Consider the following 18,928-nt stretch of genomic DNA (forward strand, 5'->3'; position numbering starts at 1 on the left):
GATTTTTTTGAAATTGGAACTTGGAAGAATTCATATAAAAGATATGCAGTTTGGGGAAAAAACTGCTGTAAATCATGGAGTTTTGACAGTAAACAAAGAAGAATTAATATTATGGCTTAAGGAAAACAAAAAGATCAAGGAAGTTAAGGTGGATATTGCAAGGCCTGGAGAAAAGGTAAGAATAATACCTGTAAAAGATGTTATCGAACCTAGAGTTAAAGTTGAAGGTGAAGGTAATGGATTTCCAGGAGTGTCAACAAAAATTGCACAACTTGGAAATGGAAAGGTTAATGTACTTTATGGAGCAGCTATTGTTACAGTTGGTGACATAGTAGGATTTCAAGAAGGTGTAATTGATATGTGGGGCGAGGGAGCAAAGTGGACACCATTTTCGAGTACTTATAATTTAGTTGTGGATATTTCTCCAATTGAAGGACTAGATCCACACGAACATGAAGCAACTGTTAGAATGGCTGGACTTAAGGCAGCAGAATTTGTCGGAATGGCTGGAAAAGAAGCTAAAGTTGATGAAATTTTGACCTATGAAATGGGTAGTATAGATGATGAAAAAGAAAAGTATCCTAATTTACCTAAGGTTTTATATGTAGAAATGCTAATTTCACAAGGACTACTTCATGATGGGTATATATATGGTGTAAATAGTAAGTTAATACTTCCAACTTTAATTCATCCAAATGAAGAGCTTGATGGTGCAGTAATTAGTGGTAATTGTGTAGCAGCTTGCGATAAAATTACAACTTATCAACATCAAAATAACTCATCAATTTTGGATTTGTATTCAAAGCATGGTAAGGAAATAAACTTCCTTGGAGTAGTATTAACTCCAGAACTTACAACACTTGAAGGAAAGTTTAGAACCTGTGATTACACTACTAAATTATGCAAAATTCTAGGTGCAGATGGTGTAATTATATCAGAAGAAGGATATGGAAACCCTGACTCGGACCTTTTAATGATTTGTAAAAGACTAGAGGATTCAGGTATTAAGACTGTTTTAATTACAGATGAATGTTCTGGAAGAGATGGAATGTCACAACCTTTGGCGGATACAACACCTGAAGCTGTTGCAGTAGTGTCTGCAGGAAATGTTAGCCATGTTGTAACTCTTTCACCTGCAGATAGAATAATAGGAAGCGCAAAAGCTATTGAAACCTTAGCTGGTGGATGGGACGGTTCTTTATTAGAAGATGGAACCTTAATGTGTGAATTAAATGCTGTGATAGGTGCTACATCAGAAATAGGCTATCATAACTGTACAGTTGATTTGTATTAATTATTTTAGAAAGGGGGATTAATTATGTCAGATAAATTTAAGGTGTTATATTATGTAAATCAGTTCTTCGGACAGGTAGGTGGAGAGGAAAAGGCTGGAATGAAACCTATATTTAATGAAAAAATTATTGGTCCAGCTCAAGGATTTAGCAAATTAATAAAGGATGAAGGAGAAATAGTTGGAACTATAATATGTGGGGATAATTATTTCAATGAAAATAAAGAGGAAGCTTTAAATTATATTCTTAATGTAGTTAAAGAAACTAAACCTGATATTGTTATAGCTGGACCAGCATTTAATGCAGGTAGGTATGGAATGGCTTGTGGTGAAATATCTAAAGCAATTGTAGAAAAATTAAATATACCGGCAATTACAGGAATGTATATAGAAAATCCAGGTATTGATACATGTAAAGACAAGGTTATAATTGTAAAAACTACAGACTCAGCAGGAAGTATGCGAAAATCATTACTTGTTATGGCTGCTATAGCTAAAAAGATTGTAAAGGGAATAGAACTTGGACTTCCAGAAGATGATGGATACATACCTCAAGGAAGAAGATTAACAGTATTTTCAGAAAAAAGAGGATCACAAAGAGCAGTAGATATGCTTTTGGCTAGATTAAAAGGTGAAGAGTTTCAAACTGAACTTCCAATGCCGGTCTTTGATAAGGTAACTCCAGCAGATGCAATAAAGGATTTAAGTATGGCTACTATAGCTCTCGTAACTACAGGAGGAATAGTTCCTATTGGAAATCCAGACAGAATCCAATCAGCAAGTGCACAAAAGTGGGGTAAATATGATGTAAGCAGTAAAAGTGAACTTGGATTAGACTATTTTACTATTCATGGTGGATATGACCCAGTTTATGCAAATGAAAAGCCAGATAGAGTAGCACCACTTGATATTATGAGACAATATGAAAAGGAAGGTTACATTGGAAAGGTACACAACTACTTCTATACAACTACAGGAACAGGAACTTCCGTTGGAAATTCCATTAAGTTTGGTGAAGAAATGGGTGCTGAACTTAAGGCGGCAGGTGTAGATGGGGTTATATTAACTTCTACATGAGGAACTTGTACACGTTGCGGTGCAACGATGGTAAAAGAAATTGAAAGATATGGTATTCCTATAATCCATATGGCTACTATAACTACAATTTCACAATCTGTAGGAGCAAATAGGATAGTGCCTACAATTGCAATCCCATATCCAGTAGGAGACCCAAGTCTAAAACCTGAAGGCGAATTAGAGCTAAGAAGAGATATGCTTAAAAAAGCTTTAAATGCTTTGGCTACACAAATCACTGAGATAACTCAATTTGAATAAATAGGTTAAGTTTACTGCGAGACATTTTTAGAATATCCCGCAGTAAATATATATATTTATCTGTTTAAAGTAAATTTAGATTTTAAACTTTTAATTTTATTTTTATATTTAAACAAATATGAAAGGATGAGGGGTATGGAGAAAAGAGAGAATTGGGGAAGTAGATTTGGTTTTATTATGTCTGCAGCAGGCTTTTCTATAGGTCTTGGAAGCTTATGGAGGTTTCCATATTTAACAGGTAAGTACGGAGGTGGAGCATTTGTATTTGTATATGTAGTAATATGTATTTTAATAGGCATACCACTTTTTACAATGGAAATGAGTTTAGGTAGAAAAACACAATTAAATGCAGTACAAGGCATGAGGTCTTTAACAAAGAAAGGCAGTCTTTGGGTATTATTTGGGTGGTTTGGAGTGTTATCAGCTTTTGTGATTTTATGCTATTATATACAAATTGCAGGGTGGACATTAGCTTATCTATTTAAAATGGTGTCAGGGCAGCTTTCGGGATTAACTGCTGAAAGTTATTCAAAAGTTTTCAACGATTTTACATCTAATACTCTTAGTGTAAGTTTATTTACAATAGTCTGTATAATAATTATTGGAATTATATCATCAAGAGGTCTTGAAAAAGGCATTGAAAAAGCATGTAAGATAATGATGCCAACACTATTTATTATGATGATTATTTTGGCAATAAGATCATTAACCCTTCCTGGTGCCATGGAAGGTCTAAAGTGGTATTTAAAAGTAGACTTTTCAAAGATTGATGGAAGCATACTTCTTGCAGCTCTTGGACAATGTTTCTTTTCAATTGGTATTGCAAGTGGTGGAGCATTTATATATGGAAGTTATCTTAAAAAAAATAGTGATATACCAACAGATGCATCAATAATAGTATCAGCAGTTACAGCTATGGGCGTATTATCTGGCATAATAATATTTCCAGCAGTATTTGCATTAGGACTAAGCACTGATGGAGGTTCTAGCACATTGTTTGTAACTATGTCAAATCTATTTTGTAAAATACCAGCAGGTAACGTCTTCGGTTCCATGTTTTTCTTATTGGTGTTATTTGCAGCTATTTCTTCAGTAATTGGATATTTAGAACCAATAGTGGTTGTTGTATCTGAATTATTTAAAGTTGAAAGAAAAAAATCGGTATGGTTATGTTTAATAGCTGTATTTATAGTAGGATTCCCAACAATATTAGCCCAGGGGCCATGGTCTCATATTCAAATTGGTGAAAGAAATCTTTTTGATTTTGCTGATTATCTTTCAGGAAACATATTAATGCCGTTAGGAGCTCTAATACTATCTTTCTACACCGTATTTGTATGGAAATTCAATAAATATAGAGAAGAAACAAATGTAGGAGCTAAACAATTAATGGTATATAAATGGTGGGGAGTGTTAGTTAAATTTATTATTCCAGTAGCATTAGTTATAATTTTTATAACAGGACTTTTTTAAAGAATACTTATTATAAATTTATATAAAATCAACATATAAAGGATGTATTAAAGGCTATAATAGTTCATTTCTTAGAGCCTTTAATATATTAAAATATATTGTGGGTATTACTTGATTTATCCATTAATAACAGTTAATATTATAATTAAGTAAAAACTATTAAATTAGTTGAGGAAACGTTGAAGTATATACTTATGTGGGCACTTTGTATATATGAGTTTGTAGTGCAACCGGCCTTTAAATTAAAGGCCTTTTTTTGCAAAAAAGAATAAGAAACAAAGATAATTTTATGATGAGAAAGAAGTGATGAAAATCTTTTTATATATTGCTATTTTTATACTTGGTGCAATTATTGGAAGCTTCTTAAACGTTTGCATATATAGAATCCCACTTAGTGAATCTATATCGTACCCTCCATCTCACTGCACTAATTGCAATGTAAAACTAAAATGGTATGACCTTATTCCAATGTTTAGTTACTTACTACTAAGAGGTAAATGTAAATATTGCAAAGAAAAGATATCTCTTAAATACCTTATGATAGAATTTTTAACAGCTGCGGTATTTGTACTTACTTATATTAATTATGGTCTATCATTACATTTTATAAAATATAATATATTATGGTGCTTTTTGATAATAATTTCTATTATTGATGTCGAATTTCAAGACGTATACGTTAAAACTACAATCCCTGGTATAGTTATTGGTGTTATTCTAGCCATTATTGAAAACTTTGTTTATTCTACACCTTTTTGGAATTATATTATAGGTGGCGTCATAGCGGGGGGGGTAATAGCCTTAATAGTCTATATAACAGGTGGAATGGGAAAGGGAGATATTGAAATTGCAGCCCTTTGCGGAATATTTATAGGATGGAAGTATTCTATAATGATGATTTTTCTTTCGTTTGTTATAGGGGCAATAATTGGACTTATATTAATTATTTCTAAAAAAAGGGGCAGGAAAGACTATATTGCATTTGGACCCTTTTTAGCTTTAAGTACATTATTTACAGCTCTTTATGGAGCGGATATTTTGAATCTATATGTTAAATTAATCACATAAAGTTAAATAAACAAGACACAACTAAAGCTAATGATGATTCAAATATTATAATAAATCTAGTGAGTTTTTGATTCACCATTTTAGCACTTATATTGTATCTTTTATGGAGGATATAAACTTAGGCGTGGAAGCATTGGATGAAATAATCATGGGATAAGTTTATGACCATATTCATTATTTAGATAGATTGATTTTCATATCTATTAATAATTAATATGGTCACTTTTTTATGTATTTTAGATTAATAAGATATATTAACAAGATATATTAATAAGAGGTATTAATATATCAAAATTAGAGGATTATAGTATAATATAGTTAAATAATGATGGCATAAATAGGAGGAAGATATATGGATGGAATTTACAAACCAAAGGTAGTAGTAAGTAGATGCTTAGGTTTTAGTGCTTGTAGATATAATGGTGATACTGTGTCAAATAAGTTTGTAAGCAATTTAAAAGATTATGTAGAATATAATACTGTTTGCCCGGAAGTTGGAATTGGCCTTGGAGTGCCAAGAGATTCTGTTAGGTTAGTTTCAAAGGAAGACAAAATAACTTTATACCAACCTAAGACAGGTAATACCTACACAAAGGAGATGGAAGATTACTCATTAGAATTTTTAGATTCAATTAAAGATGTTGATGGATTTATTCTTAAAGGTAGATCTCCAACCTGTGGTATTAAGGATGTAAAGATATATTTAGGACAGGAAAAGTCTTCAGGTTCTACTAAAGGTGCTGGGATTTTTGCAAGAGAAGTTATGAAAAGGTATCCTTACCTTGCTATTGAAGAAGAGGGTAGGCTCACTAATTTTAGGATAAGAGAACACTTTCTTACAAAGTTATATATAATGTTTAAATTTCGTCAGGTTAAAGAAACGAGGTCTATGGCAAGTTTAGTTAAATTTCAATCAGATAATAAGTACCTTCTTATGGCTTATAATCAAAAGGAGCAAAAGGTGCTAGGGAGAATAGTTGCAAATCATGATAAAAGGTCCTTTGATGAAATGGTAGAGGAGTATAGGGAACATCTAGGATATTCATTTAGAACACTTCCTAGATACACTAATTATATAAATACTCTAATGCATATATTTGGTTACTTTTCAGATAATCTTTCATCAAATGAAAAGGTATTTGTATTAGGTACCTTTGATAAATACAAGGACTCAAAGGTGCCTTTAAGTGTACCTATGAATCTTTTAAGATCATATGTAATTAAGTATGAGCAATCCTACTTACTAGATCAAACCATTTGGCAACCTTATCCTGAAGAATTAGTTGATATAAGTGATACAGGGAAGATAGATAATTTATAGAGATGGGGATGTAGACAGTGATTTTAGAAAAAAGAATTAAAAGTTTAAACAATAAAATTATAACTGATAACCCATACGTTGTTTATTGGATGCAAAGCTCACAAAGGACTGAATATAACCATGCATTAGAGTATTCTATAATTAAGGCTAATAGTTTAAAAAAGCCTTTAATTGTATATTTCGGATTAATGGATGGATTTCCAGAGGCTAATGAAAGGCATTATTATTTTATGCTAGAAGGATTAAAGGAAGTAAAAGAAGAACTAGCAAAAAGAGGTATTAAAATGCTCATTAGAAGGGTATCTCCTGAAATTGGGGCCTTAGAAATTTCATGTTTTGCTGCTTTAATGGTGGTGGATAGAGGGTATTTAAGAGTTGAGAGGTCATGGCGGGAGTTTTTAGCTAAAAATGTTACGTGTCCTGTAATTGAGGTAGAGACAAATGTCATAGTACCTATAGAGGATGCTTCTCCAAAGGAAGAGTATTCAGCGGCTACCCTTAGAAGTAAGATAAGCAAAAAGTTAGAAACCTATACATTGCCACTTAGTGAAAGAAAATGTGATGTTATGTCTATTAATAGGGACCTTCCTTTTGAAAATTATGATATAGAAGATATTGATAAAGTTATTTGTAGTTTAGATATTGATAAAAATGTAAAGAGGTCGTCTTATTACAAAGGTGGTACTAAGACTGCTAAATTGTTACTAGAAGATTTCATTTTGAACAAACTACCTTATTATACCAAGCTTAAAAATCATCCAGGGGAAAAGTATAGTTCTGATTTAAGCCCATACCTTCATTTTGGGCAAATTTCACCATTATATATATATAATGAGTTAATATATGTAAATATAGAAGGGAAAAGGGACTTCTTAGAAGAATTAATAGTTAGAAGAGAGCTTAGTATGAACTTTGTTTTTTATAATAATAAATATGATTCTTATGACTGTCTTCCAAATTGGTCAAAGGCTACCCTTGAAAAGCATTTATTGGATGAAAGAGAGTTTATTTATTCTATAGATGAATTAGAGATGGCTAAAACTCATGATGAATATTGGAATACTGCACAAATGGAAATGGTTATTACAGGAAAGATGCATGGGTATATGAGGATGTATTGGGGTAAAAAGATATTAGAGTGGAGTAAGACACCAAAGGAAGCCTTTGAGTCAGCTATATATTTAAACAATAAGTATCTTTTAGATGGAAGGGATCCAAATGCATTTACTGGTGTTGCTTGGTGCTTTGGAAAGCATGATAGGCCCTGGCGTGAAAGAAATGTATTTGGTACAGTTAGATATATGAATGATAAAGGATTAAAAAGAAAGTTTAACATGGAAAAGTATACTGAAAGAACTTATTGATATTGTACTAATAGTAAAGAATAATATCGGGGGGGCTAATTGTATGGAGTATAAAGTAAAAGATTTAGGTGATATAGCAGGGGTAACAGCTAAAACTATAAGGTATTATGATAAAATTGGGATTCTTAAAGCTTCAAAAGTTAATTCTTTAGGTCATCGTATCTATTGTGAGGATGAAGTTGATAGATTGCAACAAATATTGTTATATAGGGAATTAGATGTGTATCTAGATGTTACAAAGGAAATTATAACATCATCTACATTTGATAGTATGGCTGCACTTAAAGAACATAAGGAAAACTTGATTAAAAAAAGAGATCGACTAGACTTGCTAATATCTACTGTAGAGAACACTATTGCTTTAAAAGAAGGTTCAATAAGCATAAGTGATGAAGAAAGATTTAAAGGGTTTAAAAAGAATATTATTGAAGACAAAAAGGATATGTACGGGGAAGAAGCTAGAGAAATGTATGGAAAAAAGTCCGTTAGTACAGCAAAAGAAAAAGTAATGAGTATACAAGGGGCTAAATATGATAGACCAATAAGTCTTGAGACGGAAATAAAAACAACCTTAGCTGAAGCCTTTAAAAGTGCTGACCCATCCTCAGAATTAGCTCAAAAGGCAGCGGACTTGCATAGGCAATGGATAGCGAGTTACTGGGGTAAATATACCAAAAAGGCACATGCAGATCTTGCTAGAATGTATCCAAAGGATGAAAGATTTAAAGAGTATTATGATAATAAGCAAGTGGGTACTGCTGCTTTTTTAAGAGATGCGATTTTAATTTATACAGGATTTGATGAATAAAGGATTAGAAGTTAATTCATTAATGTAGCATAAAATACCATGGGATAGTAAATACTAAATTTAGTAATAAACCTTAGCTTAAAAGATTAAAATACAAAAGAAAGGGTTGACTTTATTGGAAAATTTAATGTTTTGCTATCAATGTGAACAAACGGCAGGAGGAAAAGGATGTACAAAGCTTGGGGTTTGTGGAAAGACACCAGAAATTGCAAACTTACAAGACTTATTAATATATCAACTAAAAGGAATATCCTGCTATGCAAAGGGTATAATGGAAGAAGGTAAAACCATTGATAAAGAAGTGGTTAGATTTGTAGAGAATGGTTTATTTACCACATTAACAAATGTAAACTTTGATGCAAAGTTTCATGTAAAGTTACTAAAGGAATCACAAAAGATAAAAGAAAAGATAAGAAATGAAGCACCAAAGAAAAGTTACCCAGAGGCTGCCGAATATAATTTAAGTGATACAAAAGAGGAAATGCTAAAGGACTCTATTAAAGCTGGAATTATGTATGATCAAAGTATTGATGCAGATATAAGATCTTTAAGATCAACAATACTATATGGATTAAAAGGTGTTGCAGCTTATGGTCATCAAGCAAGATTTATAGGATATAATAATGAGCAAGTTGATAATTTTTATTTTTTAGGATTAGAATGTACTACAAATAATAATTTAACACTTCAAGATATGATAACTATGACCATGAGGACAGGGGATATGAGCGTACAAGTAATGAAGACATTAGATGAAGCTAACACTACAAGATATAAGAATCCATCACCTCATAAAGTTAATGTTAACATTAAAAAGGGGCCATTCATAATTGTATCAGGCCATGATCTAAGAGACTTAGAGATGTTACTTCAGCAAACAGAGGGCAAGGGCATTAATATTTATACTCACGGAGAAATGTTACCAGCACATGGATATCCAGAACTTAAAAAATACAAACATTTAGTAGGTAATTATGGATCAGCTTGGCAAAATCAACAGAAGGAATTTGATGGAATACCAGGGTGTATTTTAATGACAACTAATTGCTTAATGAGACCAAGAGAAACATATAAAGATAGGATATTTACTACTAGTGTTGTTGGATGGGATGGATTAAAGTCTATTGAAGTTTCTGAAGATGGAACAAAGGATTTTAGTGAAATAATAAATAAAGCATTAGAACTTGGCGGGTTTAAAGAAGATGAGGAAGTAAAAGAGATTTTAGTAGGGTTTGGACATCATGCCACATTATCACATGCTGACACTATAGTTAATGCAGTTAAAGAAGGAAAGTTAAGACATTTCTTTTTAATAGGTGGTTGTGATGGAGCAAGACCTGGAAGAAACTATTATACAGACTTTGCTAAAATGGTTCCAGAAGATTGTATAATCCTTACTTTGGCTTGTGGAAAGTATAGATTCAATAAATTAGATTTTGGAACTGTAGCAGGACTCCCAAGATTATTAGATGTAGGGCAATGTAACGATGCTTATTCAGCAGTTAGAATATCTACAGCACTAGCCGATGCATTTGATACGGATGTGAATTCTCTACCACTTACAATTATACTTTCCTGGTATGAGCAAAAGGCAGTTGCTGATCTATTAGCACTGTTATCACTTGGAATAAAAGGAATATATTTAGGACCAAGTTTACCCGCATTTATATCACCAAACGTATTACAATATTTAGTGGATACTTTTGATATTAAACCAATAAGTACTCCAGAGGATGATTTAAAGAATGCACTTAAGCAAGCAAACTAAAATTATAATAATACAGAAGGACTTACAAAATAAGGATTAAAATAGTATAAGTCAAATTTTAAGCTTCAGATGGGTTACTCCAACTGGGGCTTAAAGATCGTTATAAAATAACAAAGATAAGCCATGATAATTATACATATTATTATCATGTAATGGATAGATGTTATTGGACAAGAACCATTACCATGTATATAATTAATATATCATAGATACATATGTATTAAAAAAGTGATTTGATGGAGGAATAAATGTGAAAATAGGTATAATAGTAAACGAAGATACTGCAAATAGATGCACAGGAAAAGGCTGTTTAGATGCCTTTTATAAGAAAAAGGATTCATTTGAAAGGTATGAAGACGTTGAAGTTATAGAGTTAATGGCATTCACTCATAGCGGGGGAGATATAAATAAAAAGATTGAAAAGATGAAGGCAAATGGAGTAGAGGTAGTTCATCTTTCTAGCTGTATGAGAGGTTCTTCAGAGGAGTATGAAAATCTTGCTAACATATTATCAGAGAATTTTAAAGTAGTTGGATATACTCATGGATCTAAAGATGGGAAAAAGAACAATACCATTAATTTAGACAAAAAAGATTATTAGATATCAAGTTATTCTTAGACTCAGGTGGAGTTTACTTATAAAGAATACATCTCTCTATCTGAGTCTTGGAAGAACTTACAAATGGGCGTAGCATCGGCAATCTCCCACCTTGAAGAGGATAGGGGTGTTACGGATGGTAGCCATCGGATAAAGTATTTTCTATAGAAATGTCTAGTGTATATTTAGGTTAAACTAGGAGTATATTATAATATATTGCTAATAATGAGGGGAAGCTATGGACTTATTATCAAAGAAATTATTAAGGTATGGATTATTAATACAATTATATGATGATTTTTTTACCTATGGATACGAATCTTGTGTGGATATAAACTATAGAATACCTAGAGACTGTAGAATTGATGTAATTGCTGCACTTTATTACATAAACTTTAGAAGGTGGATTTTCTTTAATATAGAAAAAGATAAAACTGTATCAGTTTATATTTTAGGTAATGGCATAGATGAAATAGAAAGATCCCTCCAAGAAAGTGGAGAGCTATTATTATCTAATATATACAAAGATGTACTTATACCTGTAGAGGAAGATAGGAAAGGTGGTGATGGTGATGGAAACATTCCTAGAGCCTCTGTTTGATAAAGGTGCAAACTTTGTAGGATTGATCTATAGGTTAGACCAATAGTATTATGGGTGTTAGTTTGTTACCACTAGAAAATGATTTGTTAAGGCTTAAGATATTATGGGAACTTTACCAGAGCTTATTTAATGTCTGTTACTATGGAGAGATTCAAACTCAAAGATATAAAATAGAATCAGATAACATATCAAATGTTTTAGCAGCCCTTTATTATCTAGATAATAAAGGATATATAAATGTTAGAAATACTAAAGAAAAAGATGTTCTCATAATATATATTAGATCAAGGGGTATAGATGAAATAGAGGATAGGTGGAAGAGAGGAAATATGTTACTATTTGGTAGTGTTTATAATAATATATTAGTAAGAGAAGCAGATAATGAGAATTCAAAGGATTAACACTAACATTATCTAGAATAGATGGTAACATGACAAATAGTTGCGGGATTGTATATAGGTGATTTATAATTGTATGATATAGATTATAGTGTAACAAAGGAGGATTTTATGAGTAAGGTTAAAATAAAGGATATTAAAACACTAGCAGATACAAAGTATTTAAAGTTATATGATGCGGAATATGTAAATAAAAATGGGGATATTAGAAATTGGTCTATTGCATCTAGGAAAGACTTAAGTACATTAAGGGGTAAGTTCTTTAACGAAGAAGAAGATACCGCTGATGCTGTTATAATAATAGCAACACATGTAGAAGAGGAAAAGCTTGTGGTTATAAGACAATTTAGGGTGCCTATAAATGATTATGTTTACGAACTACCAGCGGGGCTTATAGATAAGGGTGAAGATTTTAAAGACTCTGCAAAACGTGAACTTAAAGAGGAAACTGGCCTAGATTTACTTAAGATTGATTATGATAAGACAAAGTCTAAGGTATATATTTCAACTGGAATGACGGATGAATCTGTGGCTTTAGTTTATTGTACTTGTACTGGTAGTATATCAAAGGAGTACCTAGAAGCTGATGAGGATATTGATATTATGCTACTTTCTAAAAATGAAGCTAAAGAAGTACTTAAATCTAATGAGAGGATTGATATTAAGGCCTTGCTCATGATACAAAACTTTATTGATTTATAATATAATATATTCTTAAAATTACAACCTGCGCATAATCAAAAGGAGAGATGTTGTTGAAACTTAATAATTATAAGGGTACTAATGAAAAAAAAGATAAGAATCAAGATAAAATAATTAAAAATAAAAATGAGAGCAAAGAAACAACGGTATTTAACAAATCCTATATGGTTATGATTTTAGCATTAATAAGTTGCTTTTTATGGGGGAGTGCTTTTCCTTCAGTAAAGGTAGGGTATGAAATATTTTCAATAGCCGGAAATGATACATATCAGAAGATAACTTTTGCAGGTTTTAGATTTTTAATATCAGCTATTATGATCTTCATATTTTGCATGGTAACAGGAAGAACTTTAAAAATAAAAAAAGAAGATCTATCAAAGGTAGCATTTTTAGGGATTGTACAAACATCCATACAATATGTGTTTTTTTATATAGGACTTTCAAATACTACAGGTACCAAGGGTTCTATATTAGCGGCTACAACTACATTCTTTAGTGTTATTATTGCTCACTTCTTTTATAAAGAAGATAAGCTTAGTTTTAGAAGAATAGTTGGGGTAGTTCTTGGATTTATAGGTGTAGCTATTGTAAATATGAATGGTGGCAAGATTCAAGGTGGATTTACATTTACGGGAGAAGGATTTGTTGTAATATCTAGTTTAGTAGGTGCTTTAGCGGGTATATATACTAAAAAGATATCAAAAGATATATCGACATTTGCTATTTCATCATACCAATTATTTATTGGATCTATATTTTTAATAGTATCAGGATTTATGGGGGGAGCTAGAGGCCTTAACTTTACACCTAAAGGTGCAGTACTTCTTTTATATCTAGGATTTATATCTGCAGCAGCTTTTTCTATATGGACAGTTTTACTTAAGTATAATGGTGTTGGGAAGGTTACTATATATAAGTTTTCTATACCTTTATTTGGGGTGTTTTTATCCTACGTATTTCTTGGTGAGAGATCCCTTGGAACTAATGTTATAATTGCTGTTATATTGGTTATACTAGGTATAATACTAATTAACACAGAGCCAAAGGCTAACTCTAATATGAAGTCATAGCTCATAAATAGATAGGTAGTTGTATTTCAAAATGAAGATTTAAAAACATGTACAGTAAAATTAAAATAAAAGCTCTTTGTTAAAATTATTAACAAAGAGCTTTTATTTTAAAATATAAATAATTTAAAACCTAAATAACTAAAAATCTAATGCATCTGCATGGTATGAGCTTCTAACTAAAGGTGCAGAAGAAACCCTCTTAAAACCTAAAGAAAGAGCAACATCTTTATAATAATCAAACTTTTGTGGAGTTATATATTCTACAACATCAAGATGCTTTAATGTCGGTTGTAGATATTGTCCTAAAGTTAACATGTCGCAATGTACATCTACAAGTCTTTTCATTGCTCTAATTATTTGATCTTCTGTTTCTCCAAGGCCTAGCATAATTCCAGATTTAGTTTTCATATTTGGTTTTTGGATTTTTACATACTCAAGAAGACCTAGGGATCTTTCAAACACTGCCATAGGTCTTACTTTAGAATAAAGTTCAGGAACTGTCTCTACATTATGATTTAAAACATCGGGCTCAGAATTTATAATAAGGTCTATAAGATCTTTATTTCCTCTCATATCAGGTATTAAAAGTTCAATGGATACATTAGGTGTAAGCTTTTTTATTTCCTCAGTAACTTTTACGAATTGCATAGCACCTTGATCCTTTAAGTCATCTCTAGTAACAGAGGTTATAACAGCGTGTTTTAAACCAAGCCTCTTAATAGCCTTTGCTACATTTTCAGGTTCCATAAGATCTACGGGTTCAGGAGCTTCCCTAGTAACGTTGCAAAAAGTACAATTTCTAGTACAATTTTTACCTAGAAGCATAAAGGTTGCAGTACCTCTTTCAAAACACTCCATTCTATTTGGACAGTTTGCCTCAGAACATACAGTATTAAGAGAAAGGTCTGATACTAAGGCATTAACCTCATTGGTCTTAGTTCCTCCTTGCATTTTTACCCTTATCCATTCTGGTTTTCTTATCATATAAAATACCCCCTTATGTAATTAAGTTTATATATTAATCAACCCATCTAAGAATTCAAAAGTTGAAAGACCTTTCACATATTGATCCATTACCACATCTTTTAAAGCTTCACTAAGATCAGTTAAATTATGATTTATACCTAAAATTTTAGATTCTAATTCACTAATATTCTTTTCTCCAAAAAAGTCGCCGTACAATGAAATGTTACTTATAATTCCATTATTAACATTGATATGATACTCGATAGAGCCACAGGAATATTTTGAAGAATGTTGGTAGGAATAATTAGGACTCTTTCCATAATTCCACTCCCATGTTTCAAATCTTGATTTCATTATTTTTTCTATTTCAATTATATCCTGATTGGTAAGTTCATAAACGGTGATTATATCATTGCACTTCATTACAAAGTTCATAAGATAGTCCTTAAATTCGTATAAATCCATTGTACTATTCATGTGAGATGATATATTTGTAACCCTTGAAGATATTGACTTAATACCCTTATCTTTAAACTTTAAAGGTTTACATTTAAGAGCTTTAGATAGAGAGTCAACATCACAATTATACATCAAAGTACCATGATGTAGGAGTTTGTCCTTACTGAAGTATTGTGCATTTCCAGAAAACTTCTTCCCATCTATAGTGATATCATTTCTGCCAGTAAATTCAGCCTGTACATTTAAGGAATCTAAAGCCTTTATAACTGGAAGAGCAAATCTTTCAAATCCATCTTTTGTAGCAATGTTAGAATTAAATCTATTAGTTATGAAGGTAAAGTTCATATTACCTAAGTCATTAAATACAGCACCTCCGCCAGAAAGCCTTCTAACCACATCTATGTTGTTTGACTTTACGTAATCAGAGTTTATTTCTGATAGGGTATTTTGATTTCGACCTATTAATATTGAAGGTTTGTTTATCCAAAGCATAAAAATTTCATCTTGGAAATTTGTTAATAGATATTCCTCCGTAGCATGATTGAAATAAGCATTATTACTATTATTAACTACGTATATCATAACTTGATACCTCCTTATTCGTTATAAGCTTAACATATACATTTAAAAGGTTGTTATGAAAAAAATTCATTACTATGAAACGCATCTCAAAAGATGTTTCAATAATACAATTAAATTATAGCTAAAATTTAGGAATTAATCAAATAAGATTCACAAAATACAGTTTATTTGAAGGTTCTGTTTATTTGCTAACAAGTAATGGAGTTAAATAAAAAGGGTTTTTAAAGATATTTTAAATTGATTTTCAATTATTGCTATAGACTTTATACTATATATGAGAAAAAATATTTATGGTATAATGTTAAAATAGCAATTTATGAAGATTGTATTTAATAAAAATAGAAGAATATAAAAGGGAGAAAAGTTTTGGATAAAGAATTAGAATCACAATTAGATAAGGACCTTATAGAAATAAAGTATTTACAAGATAAACTGACTAAGCTTAAAAAGATGGAAAATAAAAAGTGGCAGTCAACGGAGAAAGACTTAACGTTAGATTATAATTTAAGCAAAATAACTAAAGAAGAGCTTTTATATATAGCTAAAAATCTTTATATAAATAAAATAAGTAAATTAAATAAAGAAGAATTGAAAAATAATATAATTGAGCTATATGAAGATAGAGTAATTATGCTCATTGAAAATATGGATAACCTTAGGTTTGAATATCTTTTACAGTTAGCAAAACTAGATGGATACAAAGAATATGATAATATCACAGATGTGGATATAGATACTGCATATTATCTATCAGATAGAGCACTTATATTTACAGGGATTATAAAAGATAAACATGTAGTTATAATGCCAAAAGAGCTACAACGTATAATATTAAGTTATGATAATAAAGAATTTAGAGCTGAGATGAAAAAAAATGAAGAAATAATAAAACTTTTTTGGGGAATGTGTTATCATTATGGTGTTTTACTAATAGATGACTTTAAAGAAATTGTAAAAAAATATATAAACTATGATATATCAGAGATGCCCCTTGAAATTATATTAATTGATGCTGCTATTTATTATGGGGAATTTGATTGTAATGGATATATAGGTGCGGATATAACTGTAGAAAACCCAAGTTATATTTTAGAGGAGCAAAGCTCTAGGGAAGATTTGAAGTTTTATAATTTTACAAAAAAAGAAATACTAGATGTTGCAACCTTAGGTAACATAAGTGAAACAAGGGCAAGAAAGAATCTAAAAAGGTTTTTAATAGAAGGCTTTGACATAGATGAAGATGATGTAGAAGATTTAATATTTGATTTATTAGTGGATGTGCAAAATGGTAAATCACCTTCGAAATATATGTTAGAATTCTTAAAAAACTTTGATACAGAAGATAATGAACTTATTAATATTATTACTAGCGAGGTAACTAAATTCGCAAATGGCACAAAGCAATGGTTAATCAAAGGATATAGTCCAAATGAACTTAGAATGTCTATGGAAGATACTCAAAAGGTAGAAAAGATAGGAAGAAACGATCCTTGTCCTTGTGGTAGTGGAAAAAAGTATAAGAAGTGTTGCGCTTCAAATGTAATAGAGATTGCAACTAGATAGTCTCTAAAATATAGTTGTAAGGATGTGGAATTATGAATGATAAGATAAAAGAAACAGAAGATAATATATTGAGATACCTTTATGAAAATAGGGTGAAATCACCACAAAGTTTAGCTAAGATAAGATATGCAGCTAATTTAGAAGAGGACAGAGTGGATAAAAAGATACTAAAGGCTTCTCTTGAATCTTTAATATCGAAAAGCTTTATAAAAAAACAAGAAAATAGAGGAAATTATAAAATTGAGGATAAAGCTATAGAATATGTAGAAGAAATATTATAGACCATAGGATATAGGTAAAATCTAATTGATGATAGTAGATAAAACGAAATATGATTTAAATAGAGGGGTAATTAAGGTAATGAAAAATTTTAACAGTTTAGGTATTAGTGAAGGTCTTATAAATAATTTAAAGCTTCAAGGAATAACAGAGCCCACACCAATTCAAGAAAATAGTATAAAGATTATAAAAGATAGTAAGGATGTTATAGCAGAGGCTCAAACAGGAACAGGGAAAACATTAGCATTTTTATTACCTATGTTTGAAAATATGTCTTCTGACATAAATAGCATTCAAGGATTAATAGTTACCCCTACAAGAGAGCTAGCTATCCAAATAACAGAGGAAGCGATGAAGCTTAAACAAGCTAAAGATTTAAATATTTTGGCTATTTATGGTGGTAAGGATACTGGTGCACAATTAAAAAGATTACAAGGCAATGTTCACCTCATAATTGCAACTCCAGGTAGGCTTATAGATCATCTTTCAAGGGGAACTGTAAAGCTTGATCAGTTAAAAACATTAGTATTAGATGAGGCAGATCAAATGCTTCTTATGGGATTTAAAGGTGATGTTGAAGATATAATAAAGGAAACACCAAAAAATAGGCAGACACTTTGTTTTTCAGCAACTATGAATTCCGATGTTAAAAAGCTAGCTTATAGATATATGATTGATCCTAAGGTAGTAGTAATTGAGAAAGAAGAAGTAACCCTTAAAAATATAAAGCAATTTTTAGTAGAAACTACAGATAGAAAGAAGCAAGATGCTTTATGTAAAGTTTTAGATGAAAACAATCCATTTATGGCAATTATCTTTTGTAGGACTAAAAGAAGAGCAGATGACCTTGAAATAGCACTTTTTAAAAGAGGATATAACTGTAAGAAGTTACATTCTGATATAACACAATCGAAAAGAGAAAAGATAATGAAGTCTTTTAAAAATTGTGAAATTCAATATTTAATAGCTACAGATGTAGCATCAAGGGGGCTTGATATAACTGGTGTTACTCATATATACAATTATGATATACCAGAAACTGCTGAAGGATATATACATCGTATAGGAAGAACAGGGAGAGCTGGTGAACTTGGATGCTCATACCTATTTGTAGATCCAAAAGATAAAGGACTGTTAAATATGATAGAAAAGCAAATAAAGTTAAAGATTCCTGTTGTTAATGACTTATAAAAGGTATTAAGATACAGATAATCAAATATTTATATTTAGATATGTAGTATAGATAAATCCTTAGTACAGTATGTAGGTGTTCCTCTTTACA

18 protein-coding genes and 1 riboswitch are annotated in these 18,928 nt (G+C 30.9%); of the genes, 16 read left to right on the forward strand and 2 right to left on the reverse strand.

Going from position 1 to position 18,928, the window contains the following annotated elements:
- The first annotated feature begins 7 nt into the window (after positions 1 to 7).
- The 13 genes from DY168_RS02785 (at position 8) to DY168_RS02845 (ending at position 13,797) form a co-directional block, all read left to right on the forward strand.
- Complete coding sequence (locus DY168_RS02785; protein ID WP_115640378.1) at positions 8 to 1,294, forward strand: glycine/sarcosine/betaine reductase component B subunit; 1,287 nt, start codon at positions 8 to 10, stop codon at positions 1,292 to 1,294.
- A gap of 24 nt (positions 1,295 to 1,318) precedes the next feature.
- The gene (gene grdB / locus DY168_RS02790; protein WP_115640379.1) at positions 1,319 to 2,626 is read left to right on the forward strand and encodes a glycine reductase complex selenoprotein B; all 1,308 of its coding nucleotides are present in this window, start codon (positions 1,319 to 1,321) and stop codon (positions 2,624 to 2,626) included.
- 135 nt (positions 2,627 to 2,761) lie between these two features.
- Positions 2,762 to 4,099 (forward strand): sodium-dependent transporter, encoded by a 1,338-nt coding sequence (locus tag DY168_RS02795; protein WP_115640380.1) that lies wholly within the window; start codon positions 2,762 to 2,764, stop codon positions 4,097 to 4,099.
- A gap of 164 nt (positions 4,100 to 4,263) precedes the next feature.
- Positions 4,264 to 4,344, forward strand: a riboswitch (cyclic di-GMP riboswitch).
- A gap of 61 nt (positions 4,345 to 4,405) precedes the next feature.
- On the forward strand, positions 4,406 to 5,167 hold the full coding sequence (locus DY168_RS02800) for a prepilin peptidase (protein ID WP_115640381.1): 762 nt from the start codon (positions 4,406 to 4,408) through the stop codon (positions 5,165 to 5,167).
- Positions 5,168 to 5,519: 352 nt separating this feature from the next.
- Complete coding sequence (locus DY168_RS02805) at positions 5,520 to 6,488, forward strand: YbgA family protein (RefSeq protein WP_115640382.1); 969 nt, start codon at positions 5,520 to 5,522, stop codon at positions 6,486 to 6,488.
- 17 nt (positions 6,489 to 6,505) lie between these two features.
- On the forward strand, positions 6,506 to 7,852 hold the full coding sequence (locus DY168_RS02810) for a deoxyribodipyrimidine photo-lyase (RefSeq protein ID WP_115640383.1): 1,347 nt from the start codon (positions 6,506 to 6,508) through the stop codon (positions 7,850 to 7,852).
- 43 nt (positions 7,853 to 7,895) lie between these two features.
- Positions 7,896 to 8,660 (forward strand): MerR family transcriptional regulator, encoded by a 765-nt coding sequence (locus DY168_RS02815; protein WP_115640384.1) that lies wholly within the window; start codon positions 7,896 to 7,898, stop codon positions 8,658 to 8,660.
- Between the two features lie 127 nt (positions 8,661 to 8,787).
- Complete coding sequence (hcp, locus tag DY168_RS02820; protein ID WP_115642387.1) at positions 8,788 to 10,428, forward strand: hydroxylamine reductase; 1,641 nt, start codon at positions 8,788 to 8,790, stop codon at positions 10,426 to 10,428.
- A gap of 250 nt (positions 10,429 to 10,678) precedes the next feature.
- Entirely contained in the window at positions 10,679 to 11,029 is a 351-nt protein-coding gene (locus DY168_RS02825; protein WP_115640385.1) for a CGGC domain-containing protein, read from the forward strand.
- A 235-nt stretch (positions 11,030 to 11,264) separates the two neighbouring features.
- Entirely contained in the window at positions 11,265 to 11,627 is a 363-nt protein-coding gene (locus DY168_RS02830; protein WP_115640386.1) for a hypothetical protein, read from the forward strand.
- A gap of 62 nt (positions 11,628 to 11,689) precedes the next feature.
- A complete protein-coding gene (locus DY168_RS02835) occupies positions 11,690 to 12,028 on the forward strand; it encodes a hypothetical protein (protein ID WP_115640387.1) in 339 nt (112 codons plus the stop codon).
- Positions 12,029 to 12,136: 108 nt separating this feature from the next.
- Complete coding sequence (locus tag DY168_RS02840) at positions 12,137 to 12,727, forward strand: NUDIX hydrolase (protein ID WP_115642388.1); 591 nt, start codon at positions 12,137 to 12,139, stop codon at positions 12,725 to 12,727.
- Between the two features lie 53 nt (positions 12,728 to 12,780).
- Complete coding sequence (locus DY168_RS02845; RefSeq protein WP_172556248.1) at positions 12,781 to 13,797, forward strand: DMT family transporter; 1,017 nt, start codon at positions 12,781 to 12,783, stop codon at positions 13,795 to 13,797.
- A 138-nt stretch (positions 13,798 to 13,935) separates the two neighbouring features.
- On the opposite strand, the gene lipA is transcribed toward DY168_RS02845, so the two are convergent.
- The gene (lipA, locus tag DY168_RS02850) at positions 13,936 to 14,781 is read right to left on the reverse strand and encodes a lipoyl synthase (protein WP_115640389.1); all 846 of its coding nucleotides are present in this window, start codon (positions 14,779 to 14,781) and stop codon (positions 13,936 to 13,938) included.
- A gap of 27 nt (positions 14,782 to 14,808) precedes the next feature.
- Complete coding sequence (lplA, locus tag DY168_RS02855; protein WP_115640390.1) at positions 14,809 to 15,804, reverse strand: lipoate--protein ligase; 996 nt, start codon at positions 15,802 to 15,804, stop codon at positions 14,809 to 14,811.
- A 366-nt stretch (positions 15,805 to 16,170) separates the two neighbouring features.
- Between lplA and DY168_RS02860 the strand changes: the two genes are divergently transcribed.
- From DY168_RS02860 to DY168_RS02870, 3 genes are all read left to right on the forward strand, one after another.
- Positions 16,171 to 17,367: an SEC-C metal-binding domain-containing protein gene (locus DY168_RS02860; RefSeq protein ID WP_115640391.1), complete on the forward strand. Its 1,197-nt coding sequence runs from the start codon at positions 16,171 to 16,173 to the stop codon at positions 17,365 to 17,367.
- 32 nt (positions 17,368 to 17,399) lie between these two features.
- Entirely contained in the window at positions 17,400 to 17,648 is a 249-nt protein-coding gene (locus tag DY168_RS02865; protein WP_115640392.1) for a hypothetical protein, read from the forward strand.
- A 79-nt stretch (positions 17,649 to 17,727) separates the two neighbouring features.
- Positions 17,728 to 18,837 carry a DEAD/DEAH box helicase gene (locus tag DY168_RS02870; protein ID WP_115642389.1) on the forward strand — a complete coding sequence of 370 codons (1,110 nt, stop codon included), beginning with the start codon at positions 17,728 to 17,730 and terminating at the stop codon, positions 18,835 to 18,837.
- Positions 18,838 to 18,928 lie beyond the last annotated feature (91 nt).

Origin of the sequence: Clostridium putrefaciens (assembly GCF_900461105.1) — a bacterium.
Classification (GTDB): domain Bacteria; phylum Bacillota; class Clostridia; order Clostridiales; family Clostridiaceae; genus Clostridium_L; species Clostridium_L putrefaciens.